Source organism: Hydrogenophaga sp. H7 (assembly GCF_002025745.1).
Classification (GTDB): domain Bacteria; phylum Pseudomonadota; class Gammaproteobacteria; order Burkholderiales; family Burkholderiaceae_C; genus Hydrogenophaga; species Hydrogenophaga pseudoflava.
The window spans coordinates 304901-321230 of sequence record NZ_MCIC01000001.1 but is presented as its reverse complement, the minus strand read 5'-3'; the positions used below and the strand labels follow the sequence as shown (position 1 = coordinate 321230).

Below are 16330 nucleotides of genomic sequence, written 5' to 3'. Positions count from 1 at the left end.
CCGCTGGCCACCGCCGCGCTGATGCTGCTGCTGGGCGAGGGCCGGCGCGGGCTGAAGGCCGTGACCAACGTGTTGTCCACCGCCCTGGGGTTGGTGATCGCCGTCGCCCTGCTGCTGGATGTCGCCGGACGCGATGCGCCGGCGGCCTTCGGCATCTACCTGCCCGGCAACTGGTCTGTGCCCTTCGGCATCGTGCTGGTCGCGGACCGGCTGTCGGCCCTGATGGTGGTGCTGACGGGTGGCGTAGGCCTGGCCTCGCTGCTGTACGCGCTGGCGCGCTGGCAACACGCCGGGGTGTACTTCCATGTGCTGTTCCAGCTGCAGCTGATGGGGCTGTACGGCGCCTTCCTCACGGCCGACCTGTTCAACCTCTTCGTCTTCTTCGAGGTGCTGCTGGCCGCCAGCTATGGCCTGCTGCTGCACGGCGGCGGGGGCGAACGCGTGCGCGCCGGCCTGCACTACATCACCATCAACCTGGTCGCCTCGCTGCTGTTCCTGATCGGCGTGGCGGTGCTCTACGGCGTCACCGGCACGCTGAACATGGCCGACATCGCGCAGAAGCTGCCGGCGGTACCGGCGAGCGACCGCGGCCTGCTGCACGCCGGGGCCGCCATCCTGGCGATCGCCTTCCTGGCCAAGGCCGGTCTGTGGCCGCTGAACTTCTGGCTGCCACCGGCCTATGCCGCGGCCAGCGCACCGGCCGCGGCGGTGTTCGCCATCCTGACCAAGGTCGGCGTGTACGCCGTGCTGCGTCTGTGGACGCTGTGTTTTCCGGCAGACGCCGGCGCTTCGGCCGGCTTCGGCGGCGGGGTGCTGGTCTGGGGCGGAATCGCCACGCTGGTGTTCGGGGCCGTGGGCATGCTGGCCTCGCAGCAGCTGGCGCGGCTGGCGGGCTACTCGGTCATCGCCTCTTCGGGCACGCTGGTGGCCACCATCGGTTTCGATGAGCCGGCGCTCAGCGGCGGCGCGCTGTTCTACCTGGCCAGCTCCACGCTGGCGGGTTGCGCGCTGTTCCTGCTGGTGGAACTGCTGGATCGTGCGCGCGAGGTCGAAGCAGGCCCGCAGCAGGTCGACGACGGCAACTACGCCCTGCCCGCCTTTTTCGACGCCGAGCCACCGCTGGGCACCAACCTCGACGACGATGAAGAGGCTCTCATCGGCCGCGCCATCCCGGCGGCACTGGCTTTTCTGGGCCTCACCTTCACGGTCTGGGCGATGGTGACGGCCGGGCTGCCGCCGCTGTCCGGATTCGTGGCCAAGCTGACCATGCTCACCGCGCTGCTCGACCTGCGCACGCCTGCGGCCTGGACGCTGTTCGTGCTGCTGATCCTCTCGGGGCTGTTCGCCGCCATGTCGCTGATGCGGGTGGGCATGCGCCACTTCTGGACCACGCAGGACCGACCGCCGCCGCGCCTGCGCGTGATCGAGACCCTGCCGATTGCGGGCCTGCTGGCCGCCTCGCTGGCCATGGTGCTGCAGGCCGAAACCGCGCTCACCTACACCCGGGCCGCGGCCGAGGGGCTGCACGCCCCCGACCTCTACATCAACGCGGTGATGGGTGCCCAGCCGGTCCCCCGCGCGACGGGAAGTGCGCCATGAAGCACCTGCTCCCATCGCCCTGGCTCTCGCTGGGCCTGTTCGGCGGCTGGCTGCTGCTGACCCGCAGCTTCAGCCTGGGCCAGGTGCTGCTGGGCCTCGTGGTCGCCGTGGTGATGCCGCTGCTGATGGCGCCCCTGCGCCCTCGCCCCGGGCCCCTGCGGCGCTGGGGCGTGCTGCTGCGCCTGATCCTGCGCGTCGGCCGCGACGTGCTGCGTTCGGCGGTGCAGGTGGCGTTCGGTGTGTGGCGGGGGCAGCGCCGCCCGCCGCGCGGCGCGTTTGTGGCCGTGCCGCTGGACCTGCACGACGTGCACGGCCTCGCGGCCCTGGCCATGATCACCGCCGTCATCCCGGGCACCGTGTGGTCGGAACTCGCGCCCGACCGCAGCGCGCTGCTGATCCATGTGTTCGATCTTGACGACGAGGCGACCTTCATTGCGCACTTCAAGTCCGACTACGAACAGCCGCTGAAGGAGATCTTCGAATGAGTCCACTGCTGTCGATCGCAATCACCACCACCCTGGTTCTCTACGCCGCCGCCATGGCCGTCGGCGTGATGCGGCTGTTCCGCGGGCCCCACGCGCAGGACCGCGTGCTCGCAATGGACTTCGTCTACGTGGTGGGCATGCTGGTCCTGCTGGTGCTGGCCATCCGCTACGACAGCGAGATGTACTTCGAAGGCGCCCTGGTGATGGTGCTGTTCGGCTTCGTCGGGTCTGTCGCCATGGCCAAGTTCCTGCTGCGTGGTGAGGTGATCTGACCATGCCCCCCCTGGCCGACATCCTGGTGGCAGTCCTGCTGGTGTCCAGCGGCGTGCTGGTCCTTGTGGCCGCGCTCGGCCTGTGGAGACTGCCCGACTTTTTCCTGCGCATGCACGCACCGGCGCTGGCGTCCACGCTCGGCGCCTGGATCGTCACCCTGGCCTCCATCGTGCACTTCAGCACCCGCGGGGCGGGGCTGAGCCTGCACGTCTGGCTGATCATCATCGTGCTGTCGATCTCAGCGCCGGTCACGACCATCGTGCTGGCACGCGCCGCACTGTTCCGCCGGCGCCAGGCCGGCGACCCGCTGCCAGCGCCGCTCCAGCGGCGCCGTTGACCACGCGACCACACACCGCCCGGCAGGCCACGAAAGACGCACCCATGATCACGGACATCGAGGACTTCTTTGCCAAGGGCTGCGGCCGCTGCGAGCGTTTCGCCACCCCCGCCTGCTCCGCCAACCAGTGGCACGACGGCCTGGTTGCGCTGCGCGCCCTTTGCCGCTCGGCCGGCTTGGTGGAAACCGTGAAATGGGGCCACCCCTGCTACATGCACGCCGGGCGCAACATCGCGCTGATCGGTGCGCTGCAGGGCAACTTCCGGCTCAACTTCTTCAACGCCGCGCTGATGAAAGACCCCGAGGGTCTGCTGGAGCGGCAAGGCCCCAACACGCAGCACCCCGACTCGATCCGGTTCACCACCACCGAGCAGGTCGATGAACGGGCCGCCGCGATCCGCGCCTACCTGTTGGAAGCCATGGCCTATGCCGACGCCGGCATCCGCCCACCGAAAGTGGTGCAGGCGCTGGAACTGCCCGACGAGCTGGTCGACGCGATGGACGCCGACCCCGAACTGGCAGAGGCCTTCCACCGCCTCACCCCGGGCCGCCAGCGCAGCTACGCGATACTTCTGAGCTCGGCAAAAACGGCGGCCACGCGCGTGTCGCGGATCGAGAAGGCGCGCCCACACATCCTGGCGGGCAAGGGCGCGAACGAGCGCTGACAGCCGCTTCTCATCCTGCTTCGGGCGCAGCACCGACGGCCATGCCCCCCGCCACCGCAGCCCATCTCGCCGACGCCCTGATGGCGCTGCATGCGGGCGTGGTGCTGTTCGTCGTCGGGCTGCTTCCACTGGTGCTCATCGGCGGCGCGCGGGGCTGGCGCTGGGTGCACCACCGAGGCCTGCGTGTCACGCATCTGGGGCTGATCCTGTTCATCGCTGCCCAGACCTGGCTCGGCCAGCTCTGCCCGCTGACCGTGTGGGAGCAGGACCTGCGGCACCTGGCCGGGCAAGGCGGCTACCCGGAAGGATTCATCGAACACTGGCTCGCGCGCCTGCTGTATTGGGACGCACCCTGGTGGGTGTTCGAGGCGGCGTACACGGCGTATGGCCTGCTGGTGGCGGTGGCCTGGTGGTGGGTGCGGCCACGCTCAGGCTGACGCACGGCCTGCGCCCGCAAAGCCCGAACAGACCGATGACCCGAAAGCGCTGCCCGTGGCTGGCGGCGCTCCCGACCGGCACCGCGGGTGGATGAAACACCAGCTTTGACAATGGCGCCGACTCAGGCATGCTCGACATCGTTTGACGCGGTTCAAGAAACGCCGGCGCCGCCGGGTGGATGCACGCAGCATGCAGACCGCCATCACGAGGTCCGACGGATTGGGAACGACAGTCGAGAAGGAAGGTGCAAGGCATGAAGCGCAAGACCCCCCTGACGGAACGCGAGACCGCCGCGATGAAGGCCGTGCCGGAAACCGCGGATGCGGTGGAGGAACAGATCGTCAAGCGGCCCGACGGTTATTACAGGACCGCCCCGGATGGCAAGCAGGAGATTGGCCCCTTCAGCAGCTACGAGGACGCGTTGGCCGACCTGCAGGCTGCCGACCTCGAAGCGCCCGAGCCTGGCGAGAGCCTGCGCGAGGCTGAGAGTGAACTTGGCATTTCGGACTGGATCGACCCCGAGACCGGTGAACCGGCCGAAGGCCTCTCGCCCCCGCACCTGGACGGCGACTGAACGTCGTGCGCGCGAGCAGCGTGAGGGAGGGCAGGGGTGGACAAAAGCACACGATGAAACCTCCTGGGTGGTACCCGCGCCGGTCTTCTCTGGCACCTGGATGTTTGCCATCCGCATGGTCGTGGGCAAGGGCGGGCAGGCGCCTGTGCCTGGATGCCTGATTTCTGCAGAGAGGAAACCATGAACACCTTGACAAAACTCGCCCTGGGTGTGCTGGGGCAACTGCACGGCCAGCCCGCCAGCGGCGCGGTGCTTGGAGAAATGGCGCTGCCCCCGGCACGGACCACGGGCGGCCTGCCCTTGATGCAGGCCCTGCAACAGCGCCAGTCCCAACGCGACTTCCGCCCTGACGCGCTGGAGCCGCCAACCCTGTCGGACCTGCTGTGGGCCGCCGCCGGCATCAACCGTGCCGAGCACGGCGGCCGCACCTCGCCCTCGGCCATGAACGCACAGGAGGTGGACCTGTACGTGGCACTGCCGCAAGGCCTGTACCGCTACGAGCCGCAACGCCACGTGCTGCTGCTCATCAAGGCCGAAGACGTGCGCCGTGTGACGGGTTACCAGGACTTCGTCGACAACGCGCCGCTGGACCTGGTCTACGTGGCGGACCACGGCCGCATGAAGATGGTGCCCGCCGCGCAGCGTGAGGCCTACGCCTCGGTGGCGGCGGGTGCCATGGCGCAGAACGTGTACCTGTTTTGTGCCTCGCATGGGCTGGGCACGGTGGTGCGGGCCTGGTTTGACCGCCATGCGCTGACGAAAGCGATGGGGTTGACGAACGATCAGCAGATTCTGCTGACGCAGACGGTGGGCTACGCGAAGCGCTGATCTTCATTGGCGTGGCACCCGGATGACCGCCGCGGAGCAGAAACCGGGACGTGACGGCACGGCCGCGACTTCACACCGCCCAACGGGGTTCATCCCCCACCCAACCGCCGCGCCTCCACCTCAAACGGGTTGTCCCAGTAGGCATCCCGCCCGCGCAACCACTGCCACGCCCCGGCCAGCAGATACGCCGGCAGAAACAGCGGCCCCCAGCGTTCGCACTGACGCACATGCACCCGCTCGTGCGCGCGCAGGCGCTGCAGTTCCTGCGCATGGGTGCCGAGCACGACGTGGCCGAAGGTGATGGCGGCGAACGGCCAGCGGCGGCGGGGTGGCGCGCGGCGCGCGGCGATCTCGATCACGCCGTCCACGATGCGCAGGCGCGCGCCAAACGGCACCAGCAGCAGGCCTAGCGCGAGACCGAGCAGCGTGTTGGGCGAGGCCCAGAGCCGCCGCGCCCAGCGCCCGAGGCGACCGGCCGGCCGGGGCCTGCGGCGTGACATGGCGTCAGGACACGATGTACGCGCCCGAGCCGCAGGACAGCAGCTTGCCGTCCGCGCCACGGAACTCCATGCGCGTGGACGCCACGCGCGAACCCAGGCGCAGCACCTCGGCGCTGAGTTCGAAGTGCTCGCCGATGCCGGGGCGCAGGTAGTCGATGCGCAGGTCGATGGTGCCGAGCTTGCCGAAGCGGTGCAGGCGCTGATCGGGCGTTTCGTCCATGTGGCGCGCGCCGATGGCGGCCATGCAGGCCAGGCCGCCCATGGCGTCGAGCCCGGCGCTGATGACGCCGCCGTGCACGCGGTTGTGGCTGTAGTGCCCGATCAGTTCGTGGCGCATGTCGATGCGCGCGGTCACGCGCTCGGGCAGCAGGCTGGTGATCTTCAGCCCCAGCACCTGGTTGAACACGATCTTCTCTTCGAAGATGGCCTTGAGCCCGGCGATGAACTCGGGCTCGAACTCGGTGGGCAGCGGTGGTGGGGTTTTGCTCATAGTCCGGATTGTCGCGCGGCGAGTTCTTTCATGATTTCTTCGGCGCCGCCGCCGATCATCATGACCTTGACCTCGCGGTAGATGCGTTCGCTGGCGGTGCCGCGCATGTAGCCCATGCCGCCGAGGATCTGCACCGCGGCGTCGGCGCAGAACTGCATGGCCTGCGTGGCGTGGTTCTTGAGCAGGCAGACATGCGCCACCCAGTCCGGGCCTGTGTCGCCCGCGTCGGCGCGCGCGGTGACGGCGTCCACCCAGGCCTGGGTGGATTCGATGCGCATGCGCATGTCCATGAGCTTGTGGCGGATGACCTGGCGTTCGATGAGCGCGGCGCCGAAGGTCTGGCGCTGGCGCGCCCAGTCCAGCGCCTCGTCGTAGCAGGCCTGGGCAAAGCCGAGCGCCATGGCGCTCATGGCCAGGCGCTCGCCGTTGAAGTTGCCCATGATCATGCGGAAGCCCGCGCCCTCTTCGCCCAGGCGGTAGCGCACCGGCACGCGCACACCATCGAAGCGCAGGTGCGCGGTGTCAGAGCAGTGCCAGCCCATCTTCTGCAGCGCGCTGCGCGAGACGCCGGACCGGTCCATGGGCACCACCACCATGCTGATGCCGCTGGCGCCCTTGTTGCCAGCATCGGTGCGGACGGCGAGCGTGAGCCAGTCGCAGCGCATGCCGGAGGTGATGAAGACCTTTTCGCCGTCGATCACGTACTCGTCGCCCTCGCGCCGCGCGGTGGTGCGCAGCACGGCCACGTCGGACCCTCCGCCGGGTTCGGTGATACCCAGTGCGGCGATCTGCTCGCCGCGCAGCACGGACGGCACCACCTCGGCCTGCAGCTCGGGCGTGCCGTGCGCCAGCACCGGCGGCAGGCCGATGTTGAGCGAGAACAGGCTGGCCATGAGACCGCCGCTGCTGCCGTGGCGCGCCAGGGTTTGCGACAGCGCGTTGCGCGCGCGCCAGGGCGCGGGCGTGCCGCCCAGGTGCTCGGGGTAGCCCAGGCCGAGCAGACCGAGGTCGGCGGCTTCGCGGTACAGCGCGCGCGGGACTTCTCCTGCGGCCTCCCAGGCGTCGAGATTCGGGCGCACGCGTTCCAGCGCGAAGCGGCGCACGGTGTCGACCAGCGCCTGCAGGTCGGCGGTGTCGAAGTGGTTGGCGGCAGCGGTGCTCACGGGTTCTCCTCACCGAACACGAGCAGCACCTGGCCGGGCACCAGCTGCTGCCCCGCGACCACGGTCACACCGGACACGGTGGCGTCGCGCGGCGCGCCGATCTGGTGTTCGATCTTCATGCTCTCGATGGTCAGCAGCACCTGCCCCTTGGCCACACGCAGGCCGGGCTGCACCATGAGCGACACCAGCTTGCCGTTGAAAGGAGCACGCAGTTCGCGCGCCGCGGGGCCCTGGCCACCGCTCCGCGCGGCGGACAGGCTCAGGTCCTGCAGGGGCAGGTCGTGTGCGCCCCAGCGCACATGGCAATGGCCGTCGGCGTGGCGCACCACCGCGGTGGGCTGCGCGACGCCATCGAGCGCCACGGTGTCCTTGCCGATGTGTGCGCTGTACCCGCGCTCGCCAGCATGCACCTGCAACGCCCCGCGGCCGAGTTCGCGCGCACCCAGGTCCAGCGTGGTCTCTCCGAGCTTCACGCGCAGCGGCCGCACAAAGGGGCTGGGCAGAGCGGTGCCCGTGCGGCCCAGCCAGGTCGCCGCCAGCGCAGCGGCCACACAGGCCCCGTGCGGCGGCTGGATCGCCTCGCGCAGCCTGTCGCCCTGCTCCGCGAGGAAGGGGATGGTGGCCTCGCCCGCACCAAACACCGGATGGCGCAGGCAGGCCGCCAGGAAGGCGCGGTTGCTGGGCAGGCCGAGCAGCACCGTGTCGTCGAGCGCCTGCGCGAGTTGGGCGATGGCCTCGCCGCGGGTCGGCGCGTGGGCGATCAGCTTGCCCAGCATGGCGTCGTAGTGCGGCGTGACCACGCCGCCGTCTTCGAGCGCGTGGTCGAAGCGCAGGCCGTCGCTCAGCGGTGGTTCGGCGAAACGCTGCACCGTTCCGGCATGCGGGGTGAAGTGTTCGTCTTCGGCGCAGAGACGGACCTCGATGGCGTGACCTTGGAGCTGCACCTTGTCCTGTGTCAACGGCAGCGGCTCGCCGCGCGCCACACGGAGTTGCCATTCGACCAGGTCCAACCCGGTGAGCATTTCGGTGACGGGGTGCTCGACCTGCAGCCGGGTGTTCATCTCCATGAGGAAAAACGCTTGGCCCTCCAGCAGAAACTCCACTGTGCCCGCGCCCACATAACCCGCGCCCTGCGCCAGCGCCACCGCGCAGCGGCCCAGCTCGGCGCGCAGCTCGGGCGAGACCGCCGGGCTCGGCGACTCCTCGATGATCTTCTGGTGGCGGCGCTGCACCGAACAGTCGCGCTCGCCCAGGTGGATGCAGTGGCCGTGGGCGTCGGCGAACACCTGCACCTCGACGTGGCGCGGGTTGAGCAAAGCACGTTCGATCAGCAGGTCGCCATTGCCGAAACCGGCCAGCGCCTCGGACCGCGCACTCTGCAGCGCGGCGGGCAGCCGGTCGGCGCTGTGCACGAGGCGCATGCCGCGCCCGCCACCGCCGGCCACGGCCTTGACCATGACCGGGTAGCCGATGCGCTGCGCCTCGGCTGCGAAGGTCCCGTCGCGCTGGTCGTCGCCGAAATAGCCCGGCAGCACCGGTACGCCCTGCCGCAGCGCCACCGCCTTGGCAGCCGATTTGCTGCCCAGCGCGCGGATAGCCGCAGGCGGCGGGCCGACCCAGGTGAGGCCGGCGTCGATCACGGCCTGCGCGAAGTCGGCGTTCTCACTGAGGAAGCCGTAGCCGGGGTGCACCGCGTCGGCGCCGCTGGCGCGCGCGGCGCCGATGAGTTTGTCGATGTGCAAATAGCTGTCGGCCGAGGCGGTGCCGCCCAGCGCCACGGCCGTGTCGGCTTCGCGCACATGCAAGGCGCCGCGATCGGCGTCGGAAAACACCGCCACGGTCGCGACGCCCATGCGGCGCGCGGTGCGGAGGATGCGGCGCGCGATCTCGCCGCGGTTGGCGATCAGCAGGCGCCTCATGAGCGGCCCCCGGTCCAGGGCGCCGGCTGCTTGCACGCGAAGGCCTTGAGGCCAGCGGCCGCCTCTGGCCCGCGCAGGGCCGACGCAAAGGCGATGGCGGCTTCGTCGCGCAGGTCGGGCAGCGGGCTGTGCAGGCGGCGCAGCAGCTGCTTGGTCGCGGCCAGGGCACCGGGTGCGGCCACGCGGTGGCGCGCCAGCGTGTCGGTCAGCGCCGCTTCCATCTCGCCGTCGGCCACCACGTCGTTGACCAGCCCCAGGTCGCGGGCCTCGCTCGCACCGAAGTGGCGCCCGGACAGCAGGCAGTTGCGCGCCGCGCGGTCGCCCAGGCGCCGCCAGACGAAGGGCGCGATCTGCGCCGGCGGCAGGCCCAGCGTGACCTCCGGCGTGGCGAACACCGAGCGCTGCGTGGCGAGCACCACGTCGCCGCAGCAGGCCAGGCCGAAGCCGCCGCCCATGGCCGGCCCGTCCACCGCCACCACCAGCAGCTGCGGCAGTTCGGTCAGCGCGTGCAGCACGTCGCCGAACGCGCGGTTGGCGGCGATCAGCGGGTCGTGCGCGCCCTCGGCCAGCGGCTGGCCAATGGCGCTGGCGAAGTGGCCCAGGCTGCCGCCCGCGCAGAAGGCGCCACCCGCGCCGGTCAGCACCACCGTGCGCAGGCTGGCGTCGGCCTTGGCCCGCAGGCAGGCCTCGAACAGGGCGACCACCATGCCGTCGGACAGCGCGTTGCGCGTGGCCTGGTCATCGAGCGTCCAGCGCTCGGTGTCGCCCTGCCGCACCACCAGAAAGTTGCTCATGTCACGCCCTTTCAGTGCGCCGGGCGTTTGGCGATGCCCATCATCTTGGTGAGGATGCCCAGCATCACCTCGTCGGCCCCGCCGCCGATGGAGGCCAGGCGCCCGTCGCGGTACATGCGCGAGACCTTGTTGTCCCAGGTGAAGCCCATGCCGCCCCAGAACTGCAGGCAGGTGTCGGGCACCAGGCGGTTCAGGCGCCCGGCCTTGAGCTTGGCCATGGTGGCCCACTCGGTCACGTCTTCGCCGGCCACGTAGTGCTCGCAGGCCTGGTAGGTCAGCGCGCGCAGGCTCTCGACCTCGGTCTTGAGCTCCGCCAGCTTGAACTGCACCCATTGCTGGTCGGCCAGCGAGGCGCCGAACAGCTTGCGCTCCTGCGCGTACTCCACCGTCCACTGGATGCAGTTGGTGAGGCTCTGGATGCAGCTGGCCGCGGCCCACAGGCGCTCTTCCTGGAACTGCTGCATCTGGTAGATGAAGCCCGAGCCCTCGGCGCCGATGCGGTAGCGCTGCGGTACACGCACCTCGTCGAAGAACAGCAGGCCGGTGTCGCTGCTGTTCATGCCGATTTTTTTGATTTTCTGGCCGACCTCGAAGCCCTTCACGGTCTTGCCGTTCTCGCGCAGCGGCACCATGACCAGGCTCTTGTTCTTGTGCGCCGGGCCCTCGCTGGTGTTGACCAGCATGCACATCCAGTCGGCCTGCAGGCTGTTGGTGATCCACATCTTCTGGCCGCTGATGACGTAGTCGTCGCCGTCCTTGCGCGCCACGGTCTTGATGGCCGACACATCGCTGCCCGCACCGGGTTCGCTCACGCCGATGCAGCCCACGGCGTCGCCCGCAATCGCCGGCGCCAGGAACTGCGCCTTGAGTTCCTCGCTGCCGAAGCGCGCCAGTGCGGGCGTGCACATGTCTGTCTGCACGCCGATGGCCATAGGCACGCCGCCGCAGTGGATGTGGCCCAGCGTCTCGGCCATGGCCACGCTGTACGAGTAGTCCAGCCCCATGCCGCCGTAGGCCTCGGGCTTGGTCAGGCCCAGCAGGCCGAGCCGGCCCATCTGCTTGAAGACCTCGTGCGCCGGGAACATCTCGGCCGCTTCCCATTCGTCCACGTGCGGGTTGATCTGCTCGTCGATGAAGCGCTTGAGGGTCTTCTGGATCTCGCGGTGTTCGTGGGTGAACTGCATGTCGTGTCTCCTGTCGTTGTCTGGAATGCGGTGGTCACATGCGCGCGACACCGAACGGCATGGGCCTCGGCTGGCGCAACGCCGCCTCGGCCACGGTGTCCAGGCAGAAGCGGAGCACGGCGCGGGTGTCGCGCGGGTCGATCACGCCGTCGTCCAGCACCAGACCGCTCGTATAAAAAGCATCCGCCTGCGACTCGAACTTCTGCACGATGGCGTCGTACTGCGCCTTCATCTGCGCCTGCACCTCGGGCGTGTCGGTGGGAATGCCTTTGCGCGCCATGCCGGCCTCGGCCACGATCTGCATGGTCTTTGCGGCCTGCTCGCCGCCCATGACCGCGGTGCGCGCGTTGGGCCAGCTGAACAGGAAGCGCGGCGCGTAACCGCGGCCGCACATGCCGTAGTTGCCCGCACCGAAACTGGCGCCGCACTGGATGGTGATCTGCGGCACCGTCGCATTCGTCACCGCCTGGATCATCTTGCTGCCGTGCTTGATCATCCCGGCCTGCTCACTGTCCTTGCCGACCATGTAGCCGGTGGTGTTCTGCAGGTAGACGATGGGGTGGCCGAGCTGGCACATCCACTGGATGAAGTGCGTGGCCTTGTTCGCGCCGGCCACGTCGATGGGACCGTTGTTGCTGATGATGCCGACCGCGTGGCCGCCGATGTGCGCCTGGGCGCAGACCGTGGCGGCGCCGTAGAGCGCCTTGAACTCAAGGATGTCGGAGCCATCGGTGATGCGGGCCATGACCTCGCGCATGTCCACCGGTTCGCGGTGGTGCGCGGGCATCAGGGACAGCAGGTCCTCGGCGTCGAACCGGGGTTCGGGCGCCGTCGGTCGCTGAGGCATCTGCCAGCCGGTGCGCGCCACGATGTCGCGCGCCAGGCCCAGGGCCTCGCGGTCGTCTTCGGCCAGGTGCTCGCCCAGACCGGAGACCGATGTGTGAATCTCGGCCCCGCCCAGCTCCTCTTCGGTGGCGATCTCGCCGGTGGCGGCCTTGAGCAGCGGCGGGCCGGCGAGGAAGGCGCGCGAGCGGCCGCGCACCATGACCACGATGTCCGAGAGGCCCGGCATGTAGGCGCCACCCGCCGTGCCCGAGCCGTGCTGCACGGTGATGACCGGCAGGCCCGCGGCCGAGAGGCGCGCGAGGTTGCGGAACAGGCCGCCGCCGAGCACGAAGCCTTCCACCTGGTACTTCATCAGGTTCGCGCCCGCGCTCTCGACCAGGTGCACGAAAGGCAGCCGGTTCTCCAGCGCCATCTCCTGCACCCGCAGGATCTTCTCCAGCCCGCGCGCCTGGATCGCACCGGCCTCGATGCCCGAGTCGCTGGCCACCACCATGCAGCGCACGCCGCCGATGAAGCCGATGCCGGCCAGCATGCCGCCGCCCGGCACGGATTTCTCCGGGTCTTTCGTGTCCTGCAGGAAGCCGGCCAGCGAACACAGCGGCAGGTAGGGCGCGCCCGGGTCCAACAGCAGGCCCACGCGCTCGCGCGGCAGCAGCTGCCCGCGCTTGTGGAACACCGGCGCCGACTGGGCCGAGGCGGCGGCGGCGCGCTCTTCCAGCACCCGCAGCTGGGCGATGCGCGCGAGCATGGCGTCGCGGCGTTGCGCGGCCTGTTCGCTGTGCGGGTTGAAGCTGGAAACATAACTCATGACTGGAACACCTTGGGCGTGACCGCGCGGTGGAAACCGTCAAAGGGTTTCACCGCGTCTCGCAGCTGCACGTCGTCGGACGCCGCGACCTGGCCCCAGCCCATGCGCACCTGGGGCCGTGCGCCGTCCACACGCAACACCGTGCCGCTGATGAAGCTGGCCGCGGGCGAGAGCAGAAAGACGATGGCGGCCGAGGTCTCGGCCTCGTTGCCGAAGCGGCCCAGCGGCACGGTGGTGCGCATCTCGCGCAGCATCGGCCCGGCCTCTGGCGGGTAATGGTCCATGCCGCTGGAGGCGATGTATCCCGGTGCGACCGCATTGACGCGCACACCGCTCCTGGCCCACTCCATCGCCGCCGTTTCGGTGAAGCTCACCATGCCCATGCGCGCCGCGCCGCTGTGCCCCATGCCGGGCATGGAGCCCCACATGTCCGCGACGATGTTCACGATGGCGCCGCCCTGCGCCGCCATGCTCTGCAGGTAGCACTCGCGCGCCACCAGGAAGCCGCCGGTCAGGTTGGTGTCGATCACCGCCTGCCAGCCCTTGGCGCTGATCTTCTCCAGCGGCGTGATGTACTGGCCGCCCGCGTTGTTGACCAGGGCGTCGATGCGGCCATGCGCCTGCACCGCGTCGGCCACCATGGCCTGCACGCCCGCCTCGTTGCGGATGTCGCAGACGTGGAAGCTGGCGCGCCCGCCGTCGTCGGCGATCTCGATGGCCGTGGCCTGCAGCTTCTCGGGGTTGCGGCCCACCAGCACCACCATGGCACCCAGCCGGGCCAGCTCGTGCGCGGTGCAGCGGCCGATGCCCGAGCCGCCACCCGTGACCATCACCACGCGACCGGCGAACAGGCCGTCGCGGAACACCGACCGGTAGGGACCGCTCATATGGCTTCCTTCAAGAACAGTTGCAGCGCCGCCTCGGTCAGGTCGTCGAGCGAAGACCGGCGGCCCGGCTCGAACCACTGCACCGCCCAGTTGAGCGCGCCGAAGATCATCAGCCGCGCCAGGCTCGGGTCGCCCTGCAGCTCGCCGCTGTCGTGCAGCGCCTGCAGCACCGGCACCCAGACGGCCTCGTACCCGCGCCGCAGCTCGTTGACCGCCTGGCGCTGCACCTCGGACAAGGAGCGCCACTCGTAGAGCATCACCGGGATGAAGTCGCTCTCTGCACCCAGCAGCACCTCCAGGTGGTTGCGCACCAGCACACGCAGGCACTCGCGCGCGCTCAGCGTCTGGCCCGCGGCGGCGGCCGCGGCGTGCATGGCACCGGCCTGGCGCCCGGTGGCGCGCTGCATGCCTTCAAGCATCACGGCGGCCAGCAGCGCCTCCTTGTTTTCAAAGTGGTAGAAGGGCGAGCCCGAGCGCATGCCTGCGGCGGCCGCGATGTCGCGCGTGCTCGTGGCGGCAAAGCCCTGCTGGCGGAACAGGCGGGCCGCGGCGCGCAGCAGGTCCTGGCGGCGGTTGCCGTCGTCGCGCTCGTCGGCGGTCTTGCGGGGTCGCCCGCGGGCGCGCCGGGGCGCCGGGTCTGTGCTGTGGTCGGGGGTGTCCGGGATCATGGGGAGGCACCTTAGCAGCGGCTCTTATTTTTAGCAAGCATTTGCTTTGTATAAATAGACTTCGCTGTCACCGGCCCGACATCTGCCCCCGCCAGCGCCCACAATCCCCGGAACCTCACCACCCGATGCGCCGTTCATTCATGAGCCCACCCCACGCCACCCGACGCTCCCACCGTTTGCTCGCACCATGAACCTCTGGTCTTCCCTCGGTCCGCTGGTCGGAGGTCTGGGCCTGTTTCTGCTGGGCATGGGCATGATGACCGATGGCCTCAAGCTGGTCGCCGGACCGGCCCTGCACAACATCCTGAGCCAGTCCACGCGCACCCGCTGGCATGCGCTGGGCACCGGCGTGCTGGTGACGGCCCTGGTGCAATCTTCCACCGCGGTGGGCGTGGCCGCCATCGGCTTTGTCAACGCGGGTCTGCTGGGGCTGGCGCCCGCGGTGTGGGTGGTGTTCGGTGCCAACGTGGGCTCCACCATGACCGGCTGGATCGTGGCCCTGGTGGGTCTGAAGTTCGGGATGGAGGCGCTCGCGCTGCCGCTGGTGGGCCTGGGCGCGTTGATGCGCCTGAGCGGCGAGCACCAGCGCCGCGGCGCCCTGGGCACGGCGCTGGCCGGCTTCGGGCTGCTGTTCCTGGGCATCGGCCTGCTGCAGCAGGCGTTCGTGGGCCTGGCCGGGCAGATCAGCCTGCCGCAGGGCACGGACGCGCTCTCGGTGCTGGCCCAGCTGGGCATCGGCCTGATGATGACGGTGCTGATGCAGTCGTCCAGCGCAGCCATGACCATCACCCTGACCGCGGCCCAGAGCGGACTGATCGGACCCCAGGGCGCGGCCGCGGTGGTGATCGGCGCCAACATTGGCAGCGCGGTGACCACCGCCCTGGCCGGCATCGGCGCCACCCCCAACGCGCGCCGCACGGCCGCCGCCCACGTGCTGTTCAACCTGCTCACCGGCGCGGTGGCACTGCTGCTCCTGCCCTGGCTCGTCGACGCGCTGTCGGCGGCACGCGAAGCGCTGTCGCTGCCACCCGACCCGGCCACCAAGCTGGCGCTGTTCCACACCACATTCAATCTGCTGGGCGTGCTGCTCATGTGGCCGCTGGCCGACCGCCTCACGCACTGGCTGCTGCAGCGCTTTCGCGCCCGGGAGGAGGACGAGGCGCAGCCCCGCTTCCTGGACGACAACGTGCTGGCCGTGCCCACGCTGGCACTGGACGCGCTGGAGCAGGAGATCGCGCGCCTGGGCAAGCTGTGCGTGCACCAGGCGGGCGCCGTGCTGAAGGTGGCCACGCCCGAGGCGCTGGCCAGCGGCCAGACGGTGCTTTCGCAGCTCGACGCCGCCGTGGAGCGCTTTGTGGAGCGCATGGGCCGCAGCGCACTCACACCAGCCTCCACCGAACGCCTGGCGGAGCTGCTGCGCATCCTGCGCTACTACGAAACCTGCGCCGAACAGTTGCGGGTCTCCGCACCGCTGGTGCCACCCGGCGCCGCGGACCCCCGGCTGCCCGATGCGCACCAGCGCTTCGTGTCCACGGCCATCTCCCTGCTGGCCGAACACGGCCGGGTGGTCCCGGGCCCCCGCCCTGCACTCGACCTCCTGCCCATGGAGGCCGCCTACCAGCACCTCAAGGCCACGGTGCTGGCCGCAGCGGCGGCGGGGCATGTGCCGCTGGCGGACATGGAGGCGTCGCTGGAACGGTACAGCGCGATGCGCCGCGCGCTGCAACAGGCGGTCAAGGCCCACACACGGCAGCAGGCCCTCCACCAGACCTGAGCCATCGCATACATTCCTTCTTTTTAAGAAGATATCTATCTGTTTATATGCTTTTTCGGGATTGAATCGTCGCTACCCTAGTCGTTCTTCAATTTCCT

18 protein-coding genes are annotated in these 16330 nt (G+C 69.8%); 9 read left to right on the top strand and 9 right to left on the bottom strand.

The features are described 5' to 3' along the window. The first annotated feature begins 21 nt into the window (after nt 1–21). From BC358_RS01620 to BC358_RS01585, 8 genes are all read left to right on the top strand, one after another. On the top strand, nt 22–1599 hold the full coding sequence (locus BC358_RS01620) for a monovalent cation/H+ antiporter subunit D (RefSeq protein WP_256861410.1): 1578 nt from the start codon (nt 22–24) through the stop codon (nt 1597–1599). Continuing rightward, nucleotides 1596–2084: a Na+/H+ antiporter subunit E gene (locus BC358_RS01615; protein ID WP_066153650.1), complete on the top strand. Its 489-nt coding sequence runs from the start codon at nt 1596–1598 to the stop codon at nt 2082–2084. Before BC358_RS01620 ends, BC358_RS01615 begins: the two co-directional genes overlap by 4 nt. Further along, complete coding sequence (locus BC358_RS01610; RefSeq protein WP_066153653.1) at nt 2081–2356, top strand: K+/H+ antiporter subunit F; 276 nt, start codon at nt 2081–2083, stop codon at nt 2354–2356. The genes BC358_RS01615 and BC358_RS01610 overlap by 4 nt, the downstream gene beginning before the upstream one ends. Nucleotides 2357–2358: 2 nt before the next feature. Continuing rightward, nucleotides 2359–2694 carry a monovalent cation/H(+) antiporter subunit G gene (gene mnhG / locus BC358_RS01605; protein ID WP_066153657.1) on the top strand — a complete coding sequence of 112 codons (336 nt, stop codon included), beginning with the start codon at nt 2359–2361 and terminating at the stop codon, nt 2692–2694. Between the two features lie 44 nt (nt 2695–2738). Continuing rightward, the gene (locus BC358_RS01600; RefSeq protein ID WP_079364403.1) at nt 2739–3359 is read left to right on the top strand and encodes a YdeI family protein; all 621 of its coding nucleotides are present in this window, start codon (nt 2739–2741) and stop codon (nt 3357–3359) included. Nucleotides 3360–3400: 41 nt separating this feature from the next. Next, nucleotides 3401–3796 (top strand): DUF2784 domain-containing protein, encoded by a 396-nt coding sequence (locus BC358_RS01595; protein WP_079364402.1) that lies wholly within the window; start codon nt 3401–3403, stop codon nt 3794–3796. Nucleotides 3797–4050: 254 nt separating this feature from the next. Next, nucleotides 4051–4371, top strand: coding sequence for a hypothetical protein (locus BC358_RS01590; protein ID WP_255284182.1), 321 nt, complete (start codon nt 4051–4053; stop codon nt 4369–4371). Nucleotides 4372–4551: 180 nt separating this feature from the next. After that, nucleotides 4552–5199: a nitroreductase family protein gene (locus tag BC358_RS01585; protein ID WP_079364401.1), complete on the top strand. Its 648-nt coding sequence runs from the start codon at nt 4552–4554 to the stop codon at nt 5197–5199. An 89-nt stretch (nt 5200–5288) separates the two neighbouring features. On the opposite strand, the gene BC358_RS01580 is transcribed toward BC358_RS01585, so the two are convergent. From BC358_RS01580 to BC358_RS01540, 9 genes are read right to left on the bottom strand one after another with little or no spacing between them, the layout of a single operon-like run. Next, a complete protein-coding gene (locus BC358_RS01580; RefSeq protein ID WP_079364400.1) occupies nt 5289–5699 on the bottom strand; it encodes a hypothetical protein in 411 nt (136 codons plus the stop codon). Nucleotides 5700–5703: 4 nt separating this feature from the next. Continuing rightward, nucleotides 5704–6189, bottom strand: a complete 486-nt coding sequence (locus tag BC358_RS01575; RefSeq protein ID WP_079364399.1) for a thioesterase family protein — start codon at nt 6187–6189, stop codon at nt 5704–5706. Further along, nucleotides 6186–7352, bottom strand: a complete 1167-nt coding sequence (locus BC358_RS01570) for an acyl-CoA dehydrogenase family protein (protein WP_079364398.1) — start codon at nt 7350–7352, stop codon at nt 6186–6188. Before BC358_RS01570 ends, BC358_RS01575 begins: the two co-directional genes overlap by 4 nt. Next, nucleotides 7349–9271 carry a biotin carboxylase N-terminal domain-containing protein gene (locus tag BC358_RS01565; RefSeq protein ID WP_079364397.1) on the bottom strand — a complete coding sequence of 641 codons (1923 nt, stop codon included), beginning with the start codon at nt 9269–9271 and terminating at the stop codon, nt 7349–7351. Before BC358_RS01565 ends, BC358_RS01570 begins: the two co-directional genes overlap by 4 nt. Then, a complete protein-coding gene (locus tag BC358_RS01560) occupies nt 9268–10065 on the bottom strand; it encodes an enoyl-CoA hydratase/isomerase family protein (protein WP_079364396.1) in 798 nt (265 codons plus the stop codon). The genes BC358_RS01565 and BC358_RS01560 overlap by 4 nt, the downstream gene beginning before the upstream one ends. 11 nt (nt 10066–10076) lie before the next feature. Continuing rightward, a complete protein-coding gene (locus tag BC358_RS01555) occupies nt 10077–11249 on the bottom strand; it encodes an acyl-CoA dehydrogenase family protein (protein WP_079364395.1) in 1173 nt (390 codons plus the stop codon). Nucleotides 11250–11283: 34 nt separating this feature from the next. After that, nucleotides 11284–12903, bottom strand: a complete 1620-nt coding sequence (locus tag BC358_RS01550; RefSeq protein WP_079364394.1) for an acyl-CoA carboxylase subunit beta — start codon at nt 12901–12903, stop codon at nt 11284–11286. Next, nucleotides 12900–13790 (bottom strand): SDR family oxidoreductase, encoded by an 891-nt coding sequence (locus tag BC358_RS01545; protein ID WP_079364393.1) that lies wholly within the window; start codon nt 13788–13790, stop codon nt 12900–12902. The genes BC358_RS01550 and BC358_RS01545 overlap by 4 nt, the downstream gene beginning before the upstream one ends. Beyond that, complete coding sequence (locus BC358_RS01540) at nt 13787–14458, bottom strand: TetR/AcrR family transcriptional regulator (protein WP_079364392.1); 672 nt, start codon at nt 14456–14458, stop codon at nt 13787–13789. Before BC358_RS01540 ends, BC358_RS01545 begins: the two co-directional genes overlap by 4 nt. Before the next feature lie 187 nt (nt 14459–14645). Between BC358_RS01540 and BC358_RS01535 the strand changes: the two genes are divergently transcribed. Next, the gene (locus tag BC358_RS01535) at nt 14646–16232 is read left to right on the top strand and encodes a Na/Pi cotransporter family protein (RefSeq protein ID WP_079364391.1); all 1587 of its coding nucleotides are present in this window, start codon (nt 14646–14648) and stop codon (nt 16230–16232) included. Nucleotides 16233–16330 lie beyond the last annotated feature (98 nt).

What these genes read in the sequence shown, in the direction of transcription:
- BC358_RS01560 (WP_079364396.1), bottom strand. Translation starts at nt 10,065, where the DNA reads ATGAGCAACTTTCTGGTGGTGCGGCAGGGCGACACCGAGCGCTGGACG.
- BC358_RS01555 (WP_079364395.1), bottom strand. Translation starts at nt 11,249, where the DNA reads ATGCAGTTCACCCACGAACACCGCGAGATCCAGAAGACCCTCAAGCGC.
- BC358_RS01565 (WP_079364397.1), bottom strand. Translation starts at nt 9,271, where the DNA reads ATGAGGCGCCTGCTGATCGCCAACCGCGGCGAGATCGCGCGCCGCATC.
- BC358_RS01600 (WP_079364403.1), top strand. Translation starts at nt 2,739, where the DNA reads ATGATCACGGACATCGAGGACTTCTTTGCCAAGGGCTGCGGCCGCTGC.
- BC358_RS01610 (WP_066153653.1), top strand. Translation starts at nt 2,081, where the DNA reads ATGAGTCCACTGCTGTCGATCGCAATCACCACCACCCTGGTTCTCTAC.
- mnhG (WP_066153657.1), top strand. Translation starts at nt 2,359, where the DNA reads ATGCCCCCCCTGGCCGACATCCTGGTGGCAGTCCTGCTGGTGTCCAGC.
- BC358_RS01535 (WP_079364391.1), top strand. Translation starts at nt 14,646, where the DNA reads ATGAACCTCTGGTCTTCCCTCGGTCCGCTGGTCGGAGGTCTGGGCCTG.
- BC358_RS01615 (WP_066153650.1), top strand. Translation starts at nt 1,596, where the DNA reads ATGAAGCACCTGCTCCCATCGCCCTGGCTCTCGCTGGGCCTGTTCGGC.
- BC358_RS01620 (WP_256861410.1), top strand. Translation starts at nt 22, where the DNA reads ATGCTGCTGCTGGGCGAGGGCCGGCGCGGGCTGAAGGCCGTGACCAAC.
- BC358_RS01575 (WP_079364399.1), bottom strand. Translation starts at nt 6,189, where the DNA reads ATGAGCAAAACCCCACCACCGCTGCCCACCGAGTTCGAGCCCGAGTTC.
- BC358_RS01585 (WP_079364401.1), top strand. Translation starts at nt 4,552, where the DNA reads ATGAACACCTTGACAAAACTCGCCCTGGGTGTGCTGGGGCAACTGCAC.
- BC358_RS01540 (WP_079364392.1), bottom strand. Translation starts at nt 14,458, where the DNA reads ATGATCCCGGACACCCCCGACCACAGCACAGACCCGGCGCCCCGGCGC.
- BC358_RS01580 (WP_079364400.1), bottom strand. Translation starts at nt 5,699, where the DNA reads ATGTCACGCCGCAGGCCCCGGCCGGCCGGTCGCCTCGGGCGCTGGGCG.
- BC358_RS01595 (WP_079364402.1), top strand. Translation starts at nt 3,401, where the DNA reads ATGCCCCCCGCCACCGCAGCCCATCTCGCCGACGCCCTGATGGCGCTG.
- BC358_RS01545 (WP_079364393.1), bottom strand. Translation starts at nt 13,790, where the DNA reads ATGAGCGGTCCCTACCGGTCGGTGTTCCGCGACGGCCTGTTCGCCGGT.
- BC358_RS01550 (WP_079364394.1), bottom strand. Translation starts at nt 12,903, where the DNA reads ATGAGTTATGTTTCCAGCTTCAACCCGCACAGCGAACAGGCCGCGCAA.
- BC358_RS01590 (WP_255284182.1), top strand. Translation starts at nt 4,051, where the DNA reads ATGAAGCGCAAGACCCCCCTGACGGAACGCGAGACCGCCGCGATGAAG.